19 protein-coding genes are annotated in these 18,255 nt (G+C 47.3%); 10 read left to right on the forward strand and 9 right to left on the reverse strand.

Annotated elements, in window-relative coordinates:
- Positions 1-233: 233 nt before the first annotated feature.
- The gene (locus FJM74_RS05030) at positions 234-1,154 is read left to right on the forward strand and encodes a cyanophycinase (RefSeq protein ID WP_187261481.1); all 921 of its coding nucleotides are present in this window, start codon (positions 234-236) and stop codon (positions 1,152-1,154) included.
- A 355-nt stretch (positions 1,155-1,509) separates the two neighbouring features.
- On the opposite strand, the gene FJM74_RS05035 is transcribed toward FJM74_RS05030, so the two are convergent.
- Positions 1,510-2,433: an isoaspartyl peptidase/L-asparaginase family protein gene (locus FJM74_RS05035; protein WP_187261482.1), complete on the reverse strand. Its 924-nt coding sequence runs from the start codon at positions 2,431-2,433 to the stop codon at positions 1,510-1,512.
- Positions 2,434-2,599: 166 nt separating this feature from the next.
- On the opposite strand from FJM74_RS05035, the gene FJM74_RS05040 reads away from it, so the two are divergent.
- From FJM74_RS05040 to FJM74_RS05060, 5 genes are all read left to right on the forward strand, one after another.
- The gene (locus FJM74_RS05040) at positions 2,600-2,977 is read left to right on the forward strand and encodes a DUF3127 domain-containing protein (protein ID WP_187261483.1); all 378 of its coding nucleotides are present in this window, start codon (positions 2,600-2,602) and stop codon (positions 2,975-2,977) included.
- A 190-nt stretch (positions 2,978-3,167) separates the two neighbouring features.
- Positions 3,168-3,791 (forward strand): RNA-binding domain-containing protein, encoded by a 624-nt coding sequence (locus tag FJM74_RS05045; RefSeq protein WP_187261484.1) that lies wholly within the window; start codon positions 3,168-3,170, stop codon positions 3,789-3,791.
- 261 nt (positions 3,792-4,052) lie between these two features.
- Entirely contained in the window at positions 4,053-4,613 is a 561-nt protein-coding gene (locus FJM74_RS05050) for a hypothetical protein (RefSeq protein ID WP_187261485.1), read from the forward strand.
- Between the two features lie 277 nt (positions 4,614-4,890).
- Positions 4,891-6,165, forward strand: coding sequence for an asparagine synthetase B (locus FJM74_RS05055; RefSeq protein WP_187261486.1), 1,275 nt, complete (start codon positions 4,891-4,893; stop codon positions 6,163-6,165).
- 676 nt (positions 6,166-6,841) lie between these two features.
- Positions 6,842-7,111: a hypothetical protein gene (locus FJM74_RS05060; RefSeq protein ID WP_187261487.1), complete on the forward strand. Its 270-nt coding sequence runs from the start codon at positions 6,842-6,844 to the stop codon at positions 7,109-7,111.
- A gap of 367 nt (positions 7,112-7,478) precedes the next feature.
- Here the strand turns inward: FJM74_RS05060 and FJM74_RS05065 are convergent, their stop codons facing one another.
- A complete protein-coding gene (locus tag FJM74_RS05065) occupies positions 7,479-8,039 on the reverse strand; it encodes a TetR/AcrR family transcriptional regulator (RefSeq protein ID WP_187261488.1) in 561 nt (186 codons plus the stop codon).
- Positions 8,040-8,718: 679 nt separating this feature from the next.
- On the opposite strand from FJM74_RS05065, the gene FJM74_RS05070 reads away from it, so the two are divergent.
- The 4 genes from FJM74_RS05070 to FJM74_RS05085 all read left to right on the forward strand — a co-directional run bounded on the left by FJM74_RS05070 (position 8,719) and on the right by FJM74_RS05085 (position 13,599).
- Positions 8,719-9,588, forward strand: a complete 870-nt coding sequence (locus FJM74_RS05070) for an alpha/beta fold hydrolase (RefSeq protein WP_241738957.1) — start codon at positions 8,719-8,721, stop codon at positions 9,586-9,588.
- Between the two features lie 73 nt (positions 9,589-9,661).
- Entirely contained in the window at positions 9,662-10,396 is a 735-nt protein-coding gene (locus tag FJM74_RS05075) for a glycosyltransferase (RefSeq protein ID WP_241738958.1), read from the forward strand.
- A gap of 20 nt (positions 10,397-10,416) precedes the next feature.
- Positions 10,417-11,682 (forward strand): protoporphyrinogen/coproporphyrinogen oxidase, encoded by a 1,266-nt coding sequence (locus FJM74_RS05080; protein WP_187261489.1) that lies wholly within the window; start codon positions 10,417-10,419, stop codon positions 11,680-11,682.
- Between the two features lie 57 nt (positions 11,683-11,739).
- On the forward strand, positions 11,740-13,599 hold the full coding sequence (locus FJM74_RS05085) for a protein O-mannosyl-transferase family (protein WP_187261490.1): 1,860 nt from the start codon (positions 11,740-11,742) through the stop codon (positions 13,597-13,599).
- 203 nt (positions 13,600-13,802) lie between these two features.
- Here the strand turns inward: FJM74_RS05085 and hisIE are convergent, their stop codons facing one another.
- From hisIE to hisH, 7 genes are all read right to left on the reverse strand, one after another.
- Entirely contained in the window at positions 13,803-14,414 is a 612-nt protein-coding gene (hisIE, locus tag FJM74_RS05090; protein WP_187261491.1) for a bifunctional phosphoribosyl-AMP cyclohydrolase/phosphoribosyl-ATP diphosphatase HisIE, read from the reverse strand.
- Positions 14,415-14,555: 141 nt separating this feature from the next.
- Entirely contained in the window at positions 14,556-14,855 is a 300-nt protein-coding gene (locus FJM74_RS05095) for a HigA family addiction module antitoxin (RefSeq protein WP_187261492.1), read from the reverse strand.
- Positions 14,856-14,864: 9 nt separating this feature from the next.
- Positions 14,865-14,966: a type II toxin-antitoxin system RelE/ParE family toxin gene (locus FJM74_RS05100; RefSeq protein ID WP_241738964.1), complete on the reverse strand. Its 102-nt coding sequence runs from the start codon at positions 14,964-14,966 to the stop codon at positions 14,865-14,867.
- A gap of 177 nt (positions 14,967-15,143) precedes the next feature.
- Positions 15,144-15,701 carry a hypothetical protein gene (locus FJM74_RS05105; RefSeq protein ID WP_187261493.1) on the reverse strand — a complete coding sequence of 186 codons (558 nt, stop codon included), beginning with the start codon at positions 15,699-15,701 and terminating at the stop codon, positions 15,144-15,146.
- A gap of 152 nt (positions 15,702-15,853) precedes the next feature.
- Complete coding sequence (gene hisF / locus FJM74_RS05110) at positions 15,854-16,612, reverse strand: imidazole glycerol phosphate synthase subunit HisF (RefSeq protein ID WP_187261494.1); 759 nt, start codon at positions 16,610-16,612, stop codon at positions 15,854-15,856.
- The gene (gene hisA, locus FJM74_RS05115) at positions 16,606-17,328 is read right to left on the reverse strand and encodes a 1-(5-phosphoribosyl)-5-[(5-phosphoribosylamino)methylideneamino]imidazole-4-carboxamide isomerase (RefSeq protein WP_187261495.1); all 723 of its coding nucleotides are present in this window, start codon (positions 17,326-17,328) and stop codon (positions 16,606-16,608) included. The genes hisF and hisA overlap by 7 nt, the downstream gene beginning before the upstream one ends.
- Positions 17,325-17,906 (reverse strand): imidazole glycerol phosphate synthase subunit HisH, encoded by a 582-nt coding sequence (hisH, locus tag FJM74_RS05120; protein WP_187261496.1) that lies wholly within the window; start codon positions 17,904-17,906, stop codon positions 17,325-17,327. The genes hisA and hisH overlap by 4 nt, the downstream gene beginning before the upstream one ends.
- Positions 17,907-18,255: the final 349 nt, after the last annotated feature.

Here is an 18,255-nt window from a genome sequence, read left to right on the forward strand (position 1 = left end):
CAACGATTTTCATCAATTACGTGTACTAGTTTGAAAGCAATTTGACTTTTGCTGCCCCTGAAAATAATAGAGGCAACCTGGCAGCCTGGAAGTGGCCGGTTTGCTTCCTGGTCGGCAACCATGTTCAATTGTTTTAACCGGTACCGCTATTGGCCCTTGGGCAGGCACTGTGCCGGGTGGTCTATGACGGATATTTTAAGCTCTATTTACCCTTTTACGAAACTATAATTCCAGTGAACGACAAACCAAAAGGCAAACTCATAGCAGTTGGTGGAAACGAAGACAAGGGCAGTTACCCTAATTCAAAATCAAAGAAAAAATATTACCTCGATTTTTTTGAACTAGGTATTTTGAAGAGATTCCTGGCGGAAATTCCCTCAGAGCGCCCTCGGGTTGAGGTTGTTACGTCGGCCTCCCTTATTCCGGAGGAAGTAGGCGAACGCTACCAGAGTGCTTTTGGCATTTTAGGCTGTGGGGAGATAGGCCTGATGCATATCCGTGAAGCTGCAGAAGCACATCAGCCGGCCTACCTGGAGCGGCTGAAGCAGGCAGACGGCATTATGTTCAGTGGTGGCGACCAATCCAGGCTCACCCGCTTTTTTGGCAACTCCCCCTTCCTGGATATCCTGAAAGAGCGCTACCAGAACGAGAACTTTGTAATTGCCGGCACCAGTGCGGGCGCCATGGCCATGTCAGAAATCATGATCAGGGGCGGCAGTGCCAAGGAGGCCTTGTTGAAGGGCTCGGTGCGCATCAGCCAGGGGCTTGGGCTGATGCAGGGTGTTATCATCGATTCGCATTTTATCATCAGGGGCCGTTTTGGGCGCTTAATGGAAGCCGTGGTAACTCACCCCAGAACCATGGGTATCGGGTTAGGCGAAGACACCGGCGTGCTGATTACCGACGGCCATCTGATAGAGACAATCGGCTCAAACCTGGTGGTGATCATGGACGGGCATGTACTGGGTTACTCCAATATCAGTGAAATTGAAAGGGGCAAGCCGGTGGCCATCGAAAACATGCTGATGCATGTGCTGGCAAAAGGCAACGTGTACGACATCAACACCCGTGAATTCTACAAAGATATGGATGCCCTGCGGCTAAAACAGGTGAAGAGTAAAAAGTTGAAAGTGCCTCGCCAAATCAAGAATTAGAAGTTCAAAATTATGGCCAGTGACAAAACTTATCGGAACTCAACACAAGATTTTTTCTGATTATAAAAAATCTTGTGTTGAGTTCCTGTTTCTTGTGTCCTGTTGCAGATCGTAGTGCAGGTGCAATTTCCGGATTTTAAGTCGCCATCTATAGACATGGTGGCAGCTTTGCTTTCTGCCGGTTTCAAAAGTATTGCACCTTTCTGAATATCAAATCGGAGGAGCATTAGTTTCCAGGATTTCCATCAAAATTCTCCTTTTACCAGTTTCCAAATCTTTACTTCAAGCATTCAACTATTCAACAATCAAATTATTCCAATCAAAACAGCCCTCCGGAGCTGCGCCGGGCAAGATGCTATTTATAGATGCCCACATAAGTAGCTTGCTGGTTGCTTTTACTAGCCCGGTACATACCCTCTGAATTAAAAGGCAGCGCCAGATGGCCGCTGGCGTCTACGGCAATAAGGCCGCCTTCGCCTCCAAAACTAACCAGCTTTTCCATCACCACCTTGTCGCAGGCCTGCTGCAGCGAGTAGCCTTTGTACTCCATCAGGCAAGAGACATCGTAGGCCACCACCGCCCTTAAGAAATACTCGCCGTGCCCGGTGCAGGAAATGGCGCAGGTGCTGTTGTTGGCGTAAGTGCCCGCCCCTATCACCGGGGTGTCGCCTATGCGGTTGTAATTCTTGTTGGTCATGCCGCCTGTAGAGGTGGCCGCTGCCAGGTTCCCGTCAGCATCCAGGGCCACGGCCCCCACGGTGCCGAATTTCCGGTCGCCAGTATGGTCGAGCATAAACAGGTCGGTGTCGCGCACCTCACGCCACTGCCTGTACCGGAAAGCGTCGTAGAAATACTCCTCCGGCTCAAAGGCCAGCCGGTGCTTTCTGGCGAACTCCTCCGCCCCAGAGCCCGCCAGAAACACATGGTCTGAGTGCTCCAGTATAGTCCGGGCCAGTACCACAGGGTTCCGGATGCTCCTGACTCCTGCCACTGCCCCGGCTCCCAGCGTCTTGCCGCACATAATAGAGGCATCCATTTCATGGCCTCCCTCTTTGGTGAATACAGAACCCCTGCCCGCGTTAAACAGTGGGATGTTTTCCAGCAGGGCTACGGCCTGCTCCACCGCATCAAGGGCAGTTCCTCCTGCCTCTAACAGGCTGTAGGCCTCTTCCACCGTCTTCTGAAGCGCGGTCTTGTAGGCTTTTTCGAGTTCGGGCGTCATGGAGGCAGGGGTTATGGTGCCGGCCCCACCGTGTATGGCAATGGCGATTCTGGTCATGGTCAGTGCTTGTCTTTTAGTCTGCTGCTCTCCTTTACGCCTGTTTTGCAAAGGCAGTTATAAGGCCGGCAAATCCTGAAAAAAAATGAAGTTTAGCAGGGCTTTGGCTCCTGAATTTGCTCCTAATTCAGTATCTTTGTTTATTCTAAATAAATAAAATTTAATTATGTCGTTTGAAATCCAAGGTAAGCTTTACGAAGTGTTTGATGAACAACAAGTAAGTGAGAAGTTCAAGAAGCGGGAATTTGTGCTGGAAATTCCGGATGGTCAGTACACCCAATATCCTAAGTTCCAACTAACACAGGACAAGTGCTCGCTGCTGAACCAATTCAAAGCTGGTGACGAACTTAAAGTGACTTTTAACCTGACTGGTAAGCCATTTGTGAAAAACGGCACTACTATGTACTTCACCAACCTGCAGGCCTGGCGTATAGAGGCTGCCGGTGCCGGCTCTTTTGGTGCCCCAGCCGGTGCACAACAGGCCCCTGCCGACAGTGCCCCATCGTTCTACAGCAGCGATGCCGACAATGACCTACCTTTTTAATTAAGGCGTACACGCATAAGTTAAGCGGGCTGAAAGGTCCGCTTTTTTTATGGGCATTTCCGGCACAATACCCCCCCGCTGCTAAAGCAGCCAAAGGACCTCGGGAGGAGGCTTTTCATTAGAAAAATTTGCTTCTCACAACCTCAGCCCCGCTTTTTCTGTTTACCATCTGTAGACCTCAGTTTTTGATATGGACGACCTGCAGCGCCTGATCCTCCAGGGCGAGAGCGATAGACTGGATTTTAAACAGCGCGTAACCCAGCCAGACAAAATTGCCCGTACGCTGGTTTCTTTTGCGAACACGCGCGGAGGCCGTGTCCTGGTAGGCGTAAAAGACAATGGAACCATTAGTGGCGTAGACCCCGAGGAGGAGAAATACACCCTACAGCTTGCCGCCGACTTCTACTGCGACCCGCCGGTGCTGCTGCAATACGAGGAGGTGGAAATAGAAAAAGACATTGTCCTGGTTGTGACCATTCCGGAGAGCGGCCAGAAACCGCACCTGGCCAAGGTGAAGGAGAACGACTGGCGTGGGTATATACGTGTGAAAGACACCAGCGTGCAGACAAGCAAGCTGGTGCACAAAGCACTGCAGCAGGAAGAGCCCCGGCCGTTTGAGCAGGTCCCCCTGGACCGGCACGAGCTTACGGTGCTTACCTTTCTGCACGCCAACCCCCGCATTACCCTACGCCAATTCATGAAGCTCGCCAACCTTTCGGAAAGGCGCGCTTACCGGATACTGGTTAAACTGGTCATCCACGGATACCTGCGTCTCCACGACAAGGAGAAGGAAGCCTACTATACGCTTAGCTGAGACGCTTGGGCCACTCGCCTACGGAGGCGATCCGGGTATTTAGAATATAAACTTAATGATGCCATCCAGGAGGCTTCCGCCAGATTATTCTAATGAAAATGCCCCTCGGGAGGCGACAGGCTTTGCTGCTGCTCCTGCTGCCTGTACAATTAAGGGGCAGGCTAATGAGCGACTGACGTAGCAATCAGCAGAAAAAACAGCTCCTTTTTCGCCAAACCGAAACAAAATGGCGGCATATAGCTATAACTCTATTTTAGGGTGATGAATTATAGCTTACTAACCAAAATACTGGCCCCTGCCGGAATCCTGCTGTTCGTACCCCTGGTGTACAGGCTGTTAGCCGCCTATGGTAAAAGAAGTGGAAAGCCTTTCTCTACCGCTTATAAGGTATGGCTGGCTTACCTGCTCTACGTTTACTTGTTCCTGAGCCCTGTATTAGCCTTCGACGAAGGCATTCCGGCTGCCAACCTAACCAGTATCCGGTATTTCGCAGTTCTGATTTATGTAAGAGTCGTGCTACAATATGCCTTTACCTTCTGGAAAAAAAGGTGGACGCCCCTCATTGGGTTTAGTTATAACCTCTTCTGCCTGTTTCAATTCAGTTACCTCTATAATACCTACGCAGAGGCCTTCCTGGCAGGCGGCGCCCCTTACCATTCGTCCGGCCTGTTTCTGCAGATTGTGGTAGGCTGCCTCCTGGCAGACAGTCTCTATACCTTGCTGGCCTACCGGAACCGCCAGCCCGACAACCGGCTCATGCAGGTGCTCAACGTGCTTTTTAGCCTCGCCTTGCTCGTATTTCTGGGAAGCGTCTATCTGTGATACCCACTGCCGGAGCAGGACATGTATCCTTGCAGATGCAGGTTTTTCTTCGACCTAAAAACTGGAAAACATCGGCCTTTCAACATCGTAAGAGTAAGAAAGGCAGTCTTTTAGAAACTACACCACCACAATTGCTCCACCCGGATCGTGATCTTTGTTACCCTGACGGCAGCCCCTGAAAAGGCAGCCGCTGGTGCGCCTGAAGATCAGGTTCTGTTCATTTTAACTATCAGCTGTTTTCTGTGTCTTTATAGAACTACCACCAAGGCTCTCCGATATGAGCAAGTTCCTTATAATCAGCCTCCTTGTCTCCGCTTCGCTTGGGTTGCAGGCCTGCCCTGCCTTTGCCGCCCAAATTCTGGTGCCGATGGACGAAACCCAGAAAGACCATTTAAAATCTTACGGCCTCGCCTTCTGGATACTGCAGCAGGAGCAAGAGGTGGATTGGCTGCTGAACTACCGTGGCGGGAGCTTCGGTTTTCGGCACGCAGAGCCAGTAGAGAAAGAGCTGCTTGCCAGGGGCATCACCTTTCAGGTGCTGTCTGATGCCGAGTACCAGAACATTCTCAACCAGATTGCTCACCCCGATGTGAACATGGATGTGATGAAGCTGGAAAAGGCGCCCAGAATTGCCGTTTACTCCCCTCCCATGGCCGAATACGGCGATGATGCCGTGACCCTGGTGCTTACCTATGCCGAGATTCCGTATGACCTTGTTTTTGATGAAGAGGTGCTGGACCAGAAGCTGCTCGCATACGATTGGCTGCACCTGCACCACGAAGATTTTACGGGCCAGTACGGCCGGTCGATCGGCCGGCGCAGGGGGCGTGAGAAATTTCTGGCCGAGCAGCAGGAAGCGCAGCGGCTGGTAGCCAAGTTCGGGTACGAGAAAGTATCGCAGATGAAGCTGGGGGTGGCAACCAGAATAAAAGAGTTTGTGGCAGGGGGAGGCTTTATGTTTGCCATGTGCTCGGCCACCGACACCTATGATATTGCCCTGGCCGCCGAGGGGGTAGACATTGTGGATGAGCTCTACGACGGCGATGGCATAGACCCACAGGCCCAGCAAAAGCTCGATTTCAGCAAAACCTTTGCCTTCTATAATTTCACCATCAGCCAGAACGCCTATGAACGTGGTTTCTCCAGTATCGACAACCAGCGCTGGGAAAGAAACCTCGACGAGGAAAACGATTTCTTCGCGCTTTTCACCTTCTCTGCCAAATGGGATCCCATACCGACCATGCTCACGCAAAACCACGTTAAAACCATCAAAGGGTTTATGGGGCAGACCACTGCCTTTAAAAAAGATCAGGTAAAGCCGGAGGTGAATATTATGGGAGAAACCGCCGAGGCTAATGAGGTGCGCTACATGAACGGCACGGTAGGCAAAGGCACCTGGACTTTTTATGGCGGTCACGATCCGGAGGCCTACCAGGCAAGGGGCAGCCAGTACCCGACAGACCTGAGCCTGTACCCTAACTCTGCCGGCTACAGGCTTATCCTGAACAACATATTGTTTCCGGCGGCCAAAAAGAAGAAACCCAAAACCTGAGGCAGCAAGTCGGCACAGCTTCCGGCACACGGCCAGCAGTCTCCTGAGGGCCATTTTGATTAGAATAATTGCCTTTTAACCTAATTTTCTACGGCCAGGAGGCTTTTCTGCAAGGTGGATGCCTCATAAAAATATACGGGCAGGTCCCTGCCTGATGTATGAGATTGGCAATAACACGGGTTAATAAAGATTGGTTTTTAAGAACTTAAAAAAATATTTTGATCCTGGACCTTATTTTGGCAACAAACTACTACCCTACTCACGTAAAACGACCAAAGGATTATCTTCCAAAATTATTCTGTAAAGCATCAGATAACTACCTGCACGCTAAAGGCAGTAGTGCTTTAACAAATCAGGAAGACCGCATGCCCTGTTTAGTGGTTTTTGCGTATTTCCTGCAATCTAACTTAATACAAATCGTATTCATTCTCCTAACTATAAGAAAGTTGTATGGTTAGAGAGAAAATTATTTTCTGACTAAATATACATATAACTATTTTTTGTTTTTATTTCTCTTTATTTATATTTGTATTCCGGAACGTTTTAACTAGGCTTTTATTAGCCATAGGTTAAGGTTTGTTTCAGAGAGTGTTGCTGATTTGTTGAACAAGGCATGCTCCTGAGACCTAAATGAGACAAAAACTTAATTTCATACATATTAGAGACTATACTACCTATGCAGACTGCAGAAAAACCTTTAAACGTTGTGGAAACGCTTCTCACAGTTTCCCGCAATCAGTCAGTTAGCTCTGAGCCGATCCTCAACTACCTGAAAGAGATGAATCCTACTGATTTAATGGACCATCTAAACCTGGTACTGGAGTATGCATCCTGTGGCGTTGTGCATAGAGAGTCTGGCAAAACTGACGAGCACCTCGGTGAAACCATGTTGTTTGTGCATGGTCTTCGCAGTGCCATTAAAAAAGCAACCGGAGAAGAAAAATAAATTTTTACTTCCCTCTCAGGCGGAATATTCTGACAGAGTATTCCGCCTGACTTTTTATTGCCTTTTTCTGAAGCAGAACAAGGTCCGCCAAGCGCCGCTGCGGCCTGTATGGTTGCAGGCCTTTCTCGCTTGCCCACTAATTTTTTGTACATTCCGTCAGGACATGCAAGCAGGTGCTGTCGGAACAGTTTGAGCGGAAGAGATTGGGTGAGCTATTGAATTATGCTAATTAAAATGCCCCTCCGGAGCATATTGCTGTTAAGCTGCGGCAGAATGTGACCGCCCGCAAAAAGTGGCGGGGCACAAGTGAGGGTAAAATTTTTGAATAGAGGGAGAATTTTGTAACTTTGTGTAAGTAGCTGATGTATTACCTTTTGTACTTCATCAGTAGCAGAGTGGCAACGTCATCAATCGGATAAGTGTCGTGTGTCATGTAGTGCTGCACCATGCCATCTACAGAGGCAAAAAGCAGTTTGGCTTCGAGCTCAGGAAAAGGAATACCACTGTTGATCAGGTGGTGCCGAACCTTATCCTCAGCAGCAGCCGATTGCTTTTTAATTTCCGTATGCAATTGCCGGGCCTCATCCGATTGCAGATGCATGGGCTGTAGGAGTTTGCAGAACTCCTTATTCCCTTTCAGGAATTTTACCGTGTGCCGCACATACTGCTCAATGGCTGAAGGAGAAATAGGCTCTGCCGATTGCGCAGCAAAAGACTCTTTCATCGCCTCACTTCCCTGCTTCAGAATCTCGAGCAGCAACTCATCTTTACTTTCAAAATAATTATACATGAGGCCCAACGATATACCGGCTTCTTTAGAAATATTTCTGATAGAAGTAGCCTCAAACCCCTTCTCCGAAAATAGCCTAAGCGCTGTCTGAATAATAACCTGAATACTTTGGTCTCGTTTTTCCTGGAATTTGCTCATGGGCTAATAGGTGAACATGTGTTCAAATATGGCATAAATTTTACTCATTCGCAAATAAAGCTAAAATGGCAACTGCCTGTGTACCTATCCGTTCTTTCAGGATGTAACTCGTTGTTACAAAGGAATAATTCCAGCATGAAAGATGACCTAATACCTTCATTATTTGCACCAAGCTAATCCTACCAAGTCAGCTACCCGTTACTGTTCATCTTATGCCTTCTTACTTCCTGAAACTAGAACAATAGATTCGTACTTTATTCTCGTTGGCAATTTTTTGAACACGGACAAATAGGGCGCAATAAGCTGAAGTCTAGACCCCAATTCAATTCTACCACCGGCTCATGTCATTAGCCAGGGCCACCAACTTTCCACCTATAAACATTTTGAACTATGGTTTAACTTCACTGTACAACACTATAAATAATAAACATTTGTTCATCGAAGATCTCGTCCTAGCAAGTAAATGAACATACGTTCAGTAATAACAAATGATGTTTTAAATTATGAACAAATGTTCAAAGTAAACATAAACTCTTCCTTTCCTGAACCATTGTTCAAGTCTGCCAGAATTATAATATATATATTAAACGGCTTTCCAATAGACACTCCCTATGTTGGCATATGTTGAACTTAAAATTGGTGCAACCCTTTCATGATTACTTCAATTCACTTAAATTTCATGATGGAAACTCCTGCATGGCTCGATCGAATTCTCTATCCTTTTCAGCACCATAGCCTGGAGCTGGAAAAAGGCAAAATCAATTACCTTGACGAAGGCAGTGGCGAGCCCATTGTATTTGTGCACGGCACCCCCACCTGGTCTTTTGTCTGGCGGCAACAAATTAAGTCGCTCAGCCGGGACTTTCGGTGTATTGCCCCGGATCATCTTGGCTTCGGCCTTTCGGATAAGCCTGCCGACTTTGCCTACACGCCCAAAGCCCACGCTGCCAACCTGGAACTACTGCTGGAGCATCTTAACCTGGATAAGATAACACTGGTTGTGCATGACTTCGGGGGACCAATTGGCCTGGCTTATGCGCTAAAGCACCCGGAGAGGGTGAAGCACCTGATCATCCTGAACACCTGGATGTGGGACCTGGAAGAGGAAACAAAGATCATGCGGATCAGCCGGTTTATGAGCGGTGGCATGGGGAAGTTTCTGTACACCCGCCTGGCCTTTTCGCCAAGACTGCTGTTGCCCCAGGGCTACCACGAGCGCAAGCATTTAACCAAAGATGTGCACCGGCATTACCTCAAACCCCTCTCCTCCCCTGCTGCCAGGCTGGGAACCTGGCGTTTTGCTGCATCCCTCTCTGAGTCGGGCCCCTGGTTCCGGCAGCTTTGGGAACAACGCGCCAAGCTGCAGATGATCCCCATGCTGATCATCTGGGGAGAAAAAGACAAGCTCCTGCCGCTCAGCCTGCTCGATAAATGGGTGAAGCACTTTCCGGATGCGACAGTGAAGCGTCTAAAAGCAGGCCATTTCCTGCAGGAGGAAAAAGGAAGCGAGGTAACGGACGCGATCCTGGCGGCAATCCGGCAGGATTAATGTTTAAATATATATCAATATTAAATTTGAATATTTACTTTTGCCTAATTAGCCAGAAATAAATTAACAACTCATGTATTTTGATAACGATTGGGCATTAGTAATTCCAATGGCCAACGAAGAAAGTGATTTTGATCCTTTCACCTCATTATTAACTGCCGTTCTGGACCGTCTTGAAAGTGGTCACGTTTATTTGGTAGTAGATAAAGTCTCAAAAGACAATACGCTGCGTCTTTGTCGTGATTTGTCAGCTGCAGATGCCAGGTTCATCACGGTGTGGGCTCCTGAAACCAAAAACGTAGTAGATGCCTATTTGGCAGGATACAAAGCGGCTTATGAAGGCGGCCATGCCTTTATCATCGAAATGGATGCAGGTCTTTCACACGACCCTAGGGCGCTACCAATGTTTTTGAGGGTTCTGAACGAAGGCAATGAATGTGCTTTTGGCAGCCGGTTTATCAATGGAGGCAGCACCGCAGATTCAGCATGGGGCCGGTGGTTTCTCTCTAAATTCGGAACCTTGGTTTCAAACCTGCTGCTCGGCACCAACATGAAAGACATGACGTCTGGTTACCAGGGTTTTCACAGAAGCGTTGTAAAGCAATTTCTGGACTATCCACTAAAATCAACTGCACATTTTTATCAAACAGAAATAAGGTTCCTGCTGCGCAAGAAACGGTTTATGGAGGTACCTATCCATTACCGGGCCCCTTCGGCCAGTGTGTCGCCTAAAGCAATCCGGAATGCTCGCCAAACGCTGCTCCACTATGTGCGACTTCGGCTGACAGGAAGAAACGTGTACCTATAAAGGCCTGCTCAAATTAGCTGATGAAAAAAAGAATATTAATTATAGGTGCAGGAATTTCCGGGCTTTCGATAGCGCGCTTTCTGGCAGACATGGCAGAAGTGGTTGTGCTGGAAAAAGCGGAAAAAGCTGGCGGCCTCATAAAATGCGACCTGATAGCTGGCAATCTTTTTCATAAAGTGGGAGGCCATGTTTTTAATGCCAAAAACGAAACGATATCGGAGTGGTTTTGGTCTCAGTTCGATCGTGACCAGGAATTTATAAAAGCCAAAAGAAACGCGAAGATACTTTTCAACAACAAACTGATAGGATATCCCATAGAAAACTATCTTTATGAATTTGACAAAGAAACGGTGCAGCATGTTATTGCTGACTTGCTGCAGATCCAAAGCGCTACTCCTAAAGCACCTTTTGAATACGAGAATTTTGAGGCATTTCTGGTAGGCAGTTTCGGAGCAACTTTATACAACCTTTACTTCAAACCATATAATCAGAAAATCTGGAACACAGACCTGAGCAAAGTGGCCCTGGAATGGCTGGAAGGTAAACTGCCGATGCCTGATATAAAGGAAATTATTCTGAGTAATGTGATGAAGGAGGAGGAGGCACAAATGGTGCATTCGACTTTCTACTACCCAAGAAGGGGTGGTTCCCAGTTCATTGCGAACCGGTTAGCCAAAAACTCAAATATTAAAACAAGTTCACCTGTCAACGGCATCAGGAAGCAGGCAGGAAACATAGTAGTGAATAGCACCTACACGGCAGATGCCATTATTTATACGGGTGATGTTCGTAAATTACATAAGATGATTAAAATAGAGGATGCCGATCTGCAGCAAGCACTACTGGACGTGACAATGCTTAAATCTAACGGCACCTCCAACCTATTTTGTGAGTGCGACGAGAACGAGCTTTCATGGTTATATATTCCTGAAAATTTCACCAGTGCCCATCGTATAATTTACACTGGCAACTTCAGCCCAGACAATAACCAGGGCTCCAGCCGAAAGACCTGTGTCGTGGAGTTTTCCGGAAAGGTTTCTTTTGAAGAAATGCAGCTTGAAATAAAAAAACTGCCGGGCAACCTGACACCTCTCCACCATAATTATGAGCCAAATTCTTATGTAATTCAGGAAAAGGATACGCGCCATAAAATTGCACGCCTGAAAATGCAGTTAGAGAAGCACCAAATCTACCTGACGGGCCGTTTTGCGGAATGGGAGTATTATAATATGGATAAGGCACTCGAGGCATCTCTAAATCTAGCAAGGCATATAACTGCCATTTAACTAACTGGTAGCCCGCACAGGAAACAAGCGCTACTATTGTCTGTTTTATATCGTTTCATGAAAAATTTAATTTCCAGAGCACAAGGCTACTACTTCCAGTTGGCCATATTTCTTTTCTTTCTGACCATTTACTCCCTCACCATGTTTCCTGGCGCGGGTGGCAGAATAAACTGGGGCGATTCTATTAAATGGCAATACCTGCATCTGGCAAATGGGTTACCGCACAGTACCGGATATCCTCAGTTCCTGTTACTCTCAGAAATTTTCTCAAGAGTTTTGTTCTTTCTGGATATGCCTGAGAGAATTACCTTTATCGCTGTTTTTTTTGGGGCTCTGGCCATGGCAGTATTCTACTCCTTAGTCCATTTACTTACAAAAAATAAAACAGGCAGTGTATTGGCTACGCTGTTCATGGGTTTTACGTACACCTTCTGGGCTCAGTCAACAGAAGCCGAAGTGTATACCCTCAATATCTTTTACCTCCTGTCGGTTTTCTACCTGTTTATCCAGTTCTACTACACCAAAAGCAACAAGTATTTTTTAGCTGGTTGTGCTGTCTACGCCTTAAGCTTCGGCAACCATTTAACTATGGTGACCATATTACCGGCAATTCTGTTTATTTCATTATGGTCAGATTACAGGAAAGTGTTTGCACCCCGTAACCTGGTGGCAATTGCTGTGTTTGTGCTGATCGGAATGTCGCAATACTTACTGATTTATTATCGGGCGCACACCAGCGACCCTTTATATATGGAGTCGCCTTACAAACCCGATTTTTCCCAGTTCATAGGTTATGTCACGGGCAGAGGTTTCCATGATCAGATGCTCTCATTCACGCTTCCGCAGATTCTTTATGCAAGAATAAATGTCCTTTTTCAATTCCTTAACCTGAATTTCACTATTGTCGGCCTTCTCTTGTCTTCTGCAGGATTCTTCTATTTCCTATATCAGAAAAAAGGATATGTAGAGCTTATTTTTATCAGTCTGGCCTTGCTCGGCCAGCTAGCCTTCAACATAAGCTATGACGTAGGAGATCTGATCGTATTCTTTATCCCTGTTTATATTATCCTGGGGCTATTTGCCGGGCTTATTTTCGCAGCCAGAAACACCCTTATTCCATCCGTATTAATGGGGGCGCTGACGATCTGTACATTCTGGATAAGCACCAGGAAAATGGACATTCTGACCGAAAACACATTCGTACAACAAAACATCCGCCCTTTTACTTCCATGTATGAGGAGCAAAACTCCTCTCACCCCCTGTACCTCTGGCCAAGCGATTACTACATTAATATGTATATGAAGTACGACAAATTAACATCAGAAAACAGCCCGTTCTTTTCGCTGGCCTATACCGACATCTTGCCCGACACTTTTTATATAGCGAAAGAATCTGAAATCACACCAGCCTTGCAGGATCAACATGAAATAAGTGTTGCCTATACTGAAGATGCCTCACAATTCTTATACAGGAAGATAAAGCCATCCCAGGCTGTTTTTATCAGCGTTATGGATGAGGGTGCTGCAAAATTACCTGCTGAATTTTACAATATCTTACAACAGCATGGCTCCAAAATAGATAGTATACCATTTAGAGGATCTTATGCGGCAGTTCTGTACAACGGCAAAATGGTGGAGGAATTGAATGGAAATGGGCCGGCTGATATCAGATCAACCACTATTACCAACAATCCCCTGACAGATCAGCTTACGTATCATGTACACTCCTCTGGGTTTGACTTTGGTAATAACAGCATCATCCGGCTAAACGGATTTGACTACGCTACTAAAAGAAGAGGAGTGAATTTTGTAGTGTATGATACCGTTAAGGAGGAAGTAACTGATATTATAAATTTTGACACCCACCTCGGGGAGGAAAAAAAATTACTGAAGGCCACACGGAAGCCAAAAGAATAATGCCTTTTATCTGACTTAGGTAACCAGATAAAAGGCATGGCTGAATAAACCCGGTCTGAGCTCTGGAGGCAGGGGAGGCTAAAACTCCGGGAGCCAATTATGCTAATGAAACTGGCCCTCCAGCGCCTCTGCACCTGCTGCTGCCGCCTCTTCAGAAATTGCTCCCTGGGCTTTTCTGCTTTACATAACAAAACAACCGCAAACTACTTAGCTTTATGCCGTTCCTGGAGCACGGCCACCACATCCTTCAGTTCCAAACCGGTAGCCGCTAGCAGCACAAGCAGGTGGTAGAGCAGGTCGGCGGCTTCGCCTTTCATGGTTTCTATTTCGCCGGCCACCGCATCAATCACAGTTTCTACGGCTTCTTCGCCTACTTTCTGGGCAATTTTGTTCACACCCCGGTTAAACAGGAAATTGGTGTAGGAGCCTTCTTCCGGATTGGTCTTCCGGTTTTGGATCACGCCTTCCAGCTGGGCAATAAAGCGGATAGCTCCCGAACGGTTGGCTGCTTCTTCTTCGCCGAAGCAACTGGTGGAGCCGGTGTGGCAGGTGGGCCCATTGGGTTTCACCTTTATGAGCAGCGAATCGTTGTCGCAGTCTTTGGCGATGCTGATTACCTCTAAGGTGTTGCTGGAGGTTTCGCCTTTGGTCCAGAGGCGGTTTTTGGTGCGGGAGAAAAAGGTGACAAGTCCCTCCTGCTGTGTTTTTTCAAGCGCTTCCTGGTTCATGTAGCCCAGCATGAGCACCTGACCTGTCAGGTCGTCCTGTATTACGGCCGGTACCAGGCCACCTGCTTTTTCGAAATCTAATTCCACGTTTTTATTTTTGAATAAGTGATTGAGTGGGTGCTATTTTGTTTTAGGCCGAAAGGATATGGAAGTTAAATTTACTGATTTATATCTAACGGCTGGTGCAGTTGAAGCCCATAGCTTAGCAAGGGTTAAAGGTTCACTGGGTTAGGCTGCGTTTTTCTCAAATCGTTTGATGGATTCCAATTCTTGCAGCTTGTTAGCCTTCTCCTCTTCCAAATCGTAATCATCTTGCAAACCAAGCCAGAACTTAGGGGAGTTGCCAAAGTAGTAGCTTAACCTTAAAGCTGTGTCGGCTGTAATGCGCCTGTTTCCTTTCAAGATTTCAGACACTCTGGTTTGAGGTATACCAATGTCCTTTGAAAGCCTGTAGGCGGTAATGTTTAGCGGACCAAGAAACTCTTCTTGCAGTATTTCTCCTGGATGAATATTAGGTAATCGCTCCATTTTTTCTTCTTAGTGGTAATCTAAAATTTCTACTTTTGATGCCTGGACGTTATGCCACTGAAAGATGATTCTCCACTGGCTGTTTAGCCTGATACTGTAGAACTCTCTCAGGTTTCCCTACAAGTTCTCTAACGGCTTGGCTAAGGCACGTTTATGTGCTTTAGTTATTTTTGGGCTTACTAATACTCTTAGTTAAGCCTGCCTTATATTTCTGATTATAATCAGTTTATAATTACCTGTATAAGTAAAAGGGGTTCAATCATTCACATAAATGAATCTACAACAAAATCAGCGTAATATATCACTTTCGTGCCTTTCGTAAAGCCAGCGTTTATTTAGTACCTGTAGCTTCTTGGATGTAACAAAACTTTCAAATTGGTCTTGAGACAGGTCCACAGCATAGTATAACACTACTTCTTCAGCGTATTGAAAAGCAACATAAGGTTTCGAGTTTATACCTCTCACCTGACTTACTCCTATTTTATGGTAAGAAGTAATTTTGCCATGCATCAAAGGGAGTAGTTTTTCTTGAGGGATGTTGTTAACTATACAGACTTTATCTATGTCTCCTTGAATTGCAACTGTTGGATGATAAAACCTTAGCTCGTGAGGTTTGTTGGGGCTATAACCAGTAACAGTAAATTGAACATAACCAATCCTATTATCTGCAGGAAAACTAACCAAATAGATATCACCCCTTGGCTTAATATTGATGTTTAAAAAAGTTTCTGGAGGTACAGTTGAAATCTTTTCTTTTACTATGGCTTCAGCTGTATCTCTTACACAGCCACTTAGAGATAAAGCACTTGTCAGAAATAGGAATAGAATAAGTAAGCTGTTCTTCATCGCTCAATGTGATTTTACTATTCCTAAAAGTCTATTAACATTTATTTGGCCCAACGGTTGTATATAAGTAATACCACCTCAAACATACGGTTATCTGCACTATGTGCGGAGTACTATATTCGCTTTCTCTGGTCAATTCTACATCATAACACTCATACCCTTACATCCACCCCCTGCTCCTTCAGAAAGCCTTTCAGCACCGGAATTTCCAGCTCCCGGAAATGGAAGAGGCTGGCAGCAAGAGCAGCATCGGCACTGGCCTGGTGAAAGACATCAGCAAAGTGTTGCATCGTACCGGCTCCACCTGAGGCAATAACGGGCACAGAAACAGCTCTGGCCACCTCTCCGGTTATGTCGAGGGCGAAGCCGGCTTTAGTGCCATCGTTGTTCATGCTGGTGAGCAGGATCTCGCCTGCCCCTAATTCTGTTACTTTCCGGGCCCAGTCTACGGTGGCATGCTCTGTTTCTACGGTTCCGGCGCGTGAATATACTTTCCAGCCGGTGGCCTCGGTATATTTCGTATCGATGGCCACAGTCACGCACTGGCTGCCGAAACGGTTGGCCAGCTCCGCTACCAGTTTCGGGTGGCGTATGGCCGAAGAGTTGACAGACACTTTATCGGCTCCGGCCTGCAGCAGCAGTTCCACATCGGCCACGGCTCCTATGCCTCCGCCTACTGTAAACGGTATGTCGATGTGGCGGGCAATGTCGCGCACGAGAGCGGCGAAGGTTTTGCGCTCTTCGTTGGTGGCTGTAATGTCGAGAAACACGAGTTCGTCGGCACCTTGTTCGGCATACCAGGCGGCCAGCTGCACCGGGTCGCCGGCGTCGCGGATGTTTTCGAACTGGATGCCCTTTACACAGCGTCCGTTCTTAATGTCGAGGCAGGGTACTATGCGTTTAGTTAACATAAAAATCGCTCCAAATCTTTTAAGGTGATGGTGCCTTCGTAAATGGCTTTTCCGATAATGGCGCCGTGAACGCCAATCTCCTGCAGTTCCTCCAGATCCTTTACGGTAGTTACGCCACCGCTGGCAATCAGGGCTGCGGCTGGCAACGTTTGCCTCAGCTGACGATACGTCTCCGTAGAGGGTCCTTGCAGCTTGCCGTCTTTGCTCACATCAGTGCAGATAAACAGCTTCGCCCCTGTCTGCACATAGTCCGAAATAAAATCCTGCAGGGCATAATCGCTTTCTTCGGTCCAGGCGCTGATGGCAATGTTAGCTCCTTTAAAATCGGCTCCTACAATAATCTTGTCGGCACCGTACTGCTGCAGCCAGTTTTTCACAGTCTCAGGCTCGCGCACGGCAATGCTGCCGGCCGTTATCTGCGAAGCACCTGCCTCAAAAGCCTGCTTCAGCGCCTCCTCCGACTGCAGCCCACCACCAAAATCGATGGTAAGGCTGGTGTTGGCGGCAATTTTTTCCAGCACGGCCAGGTTCACGGGTTTGCGGGCGCGGGCACCATCCAGGTCCACGAGGTGCAGGCGCTTAATGCCGTGTGCTTCGAAACGTTTGGCTACCTCCAAGGGGTTGCTGTCGTATGTGGTTTGCTGGGCAAAGTCGCCTTCGGTGAGGCGCACGCACTGGCCACCGATCAGGTCGATGGCGGGGATTATTTCCATCATAATGCTAAGAAGTTCTGTAAGATCCGGCTACCGGCAGGCCCGCTTTTTTCGGGGTGGAACTGGGCAGCGTAAAAGTTTTTGTATTGCAGGGCCGCCGAGAAAGGCTCCGGGTAAGAAGCCTGGGCAATGGTATGCTCCCCGAGTGGCACATAATAACTATGCACAAAGTACACGTATTCCTGCTCCTGCAGCCCTTCAAAAAGTGGCGTCTGCAGGTGGTGCAGCTGGTTCCAGCCCATGTGCGGCACTTTGAGGTCGGTCTGGAAACGAAGCACTTTCTCCGGGATAATGCCCAGCGTTTCGGTGTCGTTTTCTTCGGAGTGCTGGCAGAGCAGCTGCATGCCCAGGCACACCCCAAAAAATGGCTGCTCCAGCGTGGGCAGCAGCTTATCAAGGTTGCGGGCGCGCAGCTCGGCCATGGCAGAAGATGCCTCTCCCACGCCCGGGAAAATCACTTTATCGGCCGCTTTAATCACTTCGGCTTCGCTGCTCAGGGTTGCCTGCACCCCCAGCCGCTCCAGCGCAAACAGCACCGACTGCACATTGCCGGCCTTATAATCAACAATAACTAAGTTCATTCCTTCCTTCAAATTAAAAATTAGAAATTAAAAATTAGAAGTGGTGTTCAGGTACATTCTAATTTTTGAGGCTACCGGAAAATAAACAAAAAAGCCTGGCTCTTCCGGAGTCAGGCTTTTGGATATATTTTTACAAATTCAGCAAATCCATAGGCAAACGGCTCCGAAACTGATGCTTCGTGCGTGGTGGTGATGCAAAACTGATATCTTAACTGCCATACCGTAAAGATAAAGCTTCTGTTTTAGATTGTATAGTTAATTTTGAATTTTTTGTTTCTGTCTGCTGCTCCAGGCCGGTATTTCCAGCCGGCAAAGGCCACTGGAGCAGCAGACGGAAACAACTCCGGAG

Origin of the sequence: Pontibacter beigongshangensis (assembly GCF_014332515.1) — a bacterium.
Classification (GTDB): domain Bacteria; phylum Bacteroidota; class Bacteroidia; order Cytophagales; family Hymenobacteraceae; genus Pontibacter; species Pontibacter beigongshangensis.

Bases quoted from the DNA above. Each gene is read 5' to 3' on its own strand.
- FJM74_RS05080 (WP_187261489.1), top strand. From the start codon at position 10,417: ATGAAAAAAAGAATATTAATTATAGGTGCAGGAATTTCCGGGCTTTCG.
- hisA (WP_187261495.1), bottom strand. From the start codon at position 17,328: ATGATGGAAATAATCCCCGCCATCGACCTGATCGGTGGCCAGTGCGTG.
- FJM74_RS05040 (WP_187261483.1), top strand. From the start codon at position 2,600: ATGTCGTTTGAAATCCAAGGTAAGCTTTACGAAGTGTTTGATGAACAA.
- FJM74_RS05050 (WP_187261485.1), top strand. From the start codon at position 4,053: ATGAATTATAGCTTACTAACCAAAATACTGGCCCCTGCCGGAATCCTG.
- FJM74_RS05035 (WP_187261482.1), bottom strand. From the start codon at position 2,433: ATGACCAGAATCGCCATTGCCATACACGGTGGGGCCGGCACCATAACC.
- FJM74_RS05075 (WP_241738958.1), top strand. From the start codon at position 9,662: ATGTATTTTGATAACGATTGGGCATTAGTAATTCCAATGGCCAACGAA.
- hisH (WP_187261496.1), bottom strand. From the start codon at position 17,906: ATGAACTTAGTTATTGTTGATTATAAGGCCGGCAATGTGCAGTCGGTG.
- FJM74_RS05045 (WP_187261484.1), top strand. From the start codon at position 3,168: ATGGACGACCTGCAGCGCCTGATCCTCCAGGGCGAGAGCGATAGACTG.
- hisF (WP_187261494.1), bottom strand. From the start codon at position 16,612: ATGTTAACTAAACGCATAGTACCCTGCCTCGACATTAAGAACGGACGC.
- FJM74_RS05085 (WP_187261490.1), top strand. From the start codon at position 11,740: ATGAAAAATTTAATTTCCAGAGCACAAGGCTACTACTTCCAGTTGGCC.
- FJM74_RS05105 (WP_187261493.1), bottom strand. From the start codon at position 15,701: ATGAAGAACAGCTTACTTATTCTATTCCTATTTCTGACAAGTGCTTTA.
- FJM74_RS05060 (WP_187261487.1), top strand. From the start codon at position 6,842: ATGCAGACTGCAGAAAAACCTTTAAACGTTGTGGAAACGCTTCTCACA.
- FJM74_RS05070 (WP_241738957.1), top strand. From the start codon at position 8,719: ATGATGGAAACTCCTGCATGGCTCGATCGAATTCTCTATCCTTTTCAG.
- FJM74_RS05095 (WP_187261492.1), bottom strand. From the start codon at position 14,855: ATGGAGCGATTACCTAATATTCATCCAGGAGAAATACTGCAAGAAGAG.
- FJM74_RS05055 (WP_187261486.1), top strand. From the start codon at position 4,891: ATGAGCAAGTTCCTTATAATCAGCCTCCTTGTCTCCGCTTCGCTTGGG.
- FJM74_RS05065 (WP_187261488.1), bottom strand. From the start codon at position 8,039: ATGAGCAAATTCCAGGAAAAACGAGACCAAAGTATTCAGGTTATTATT.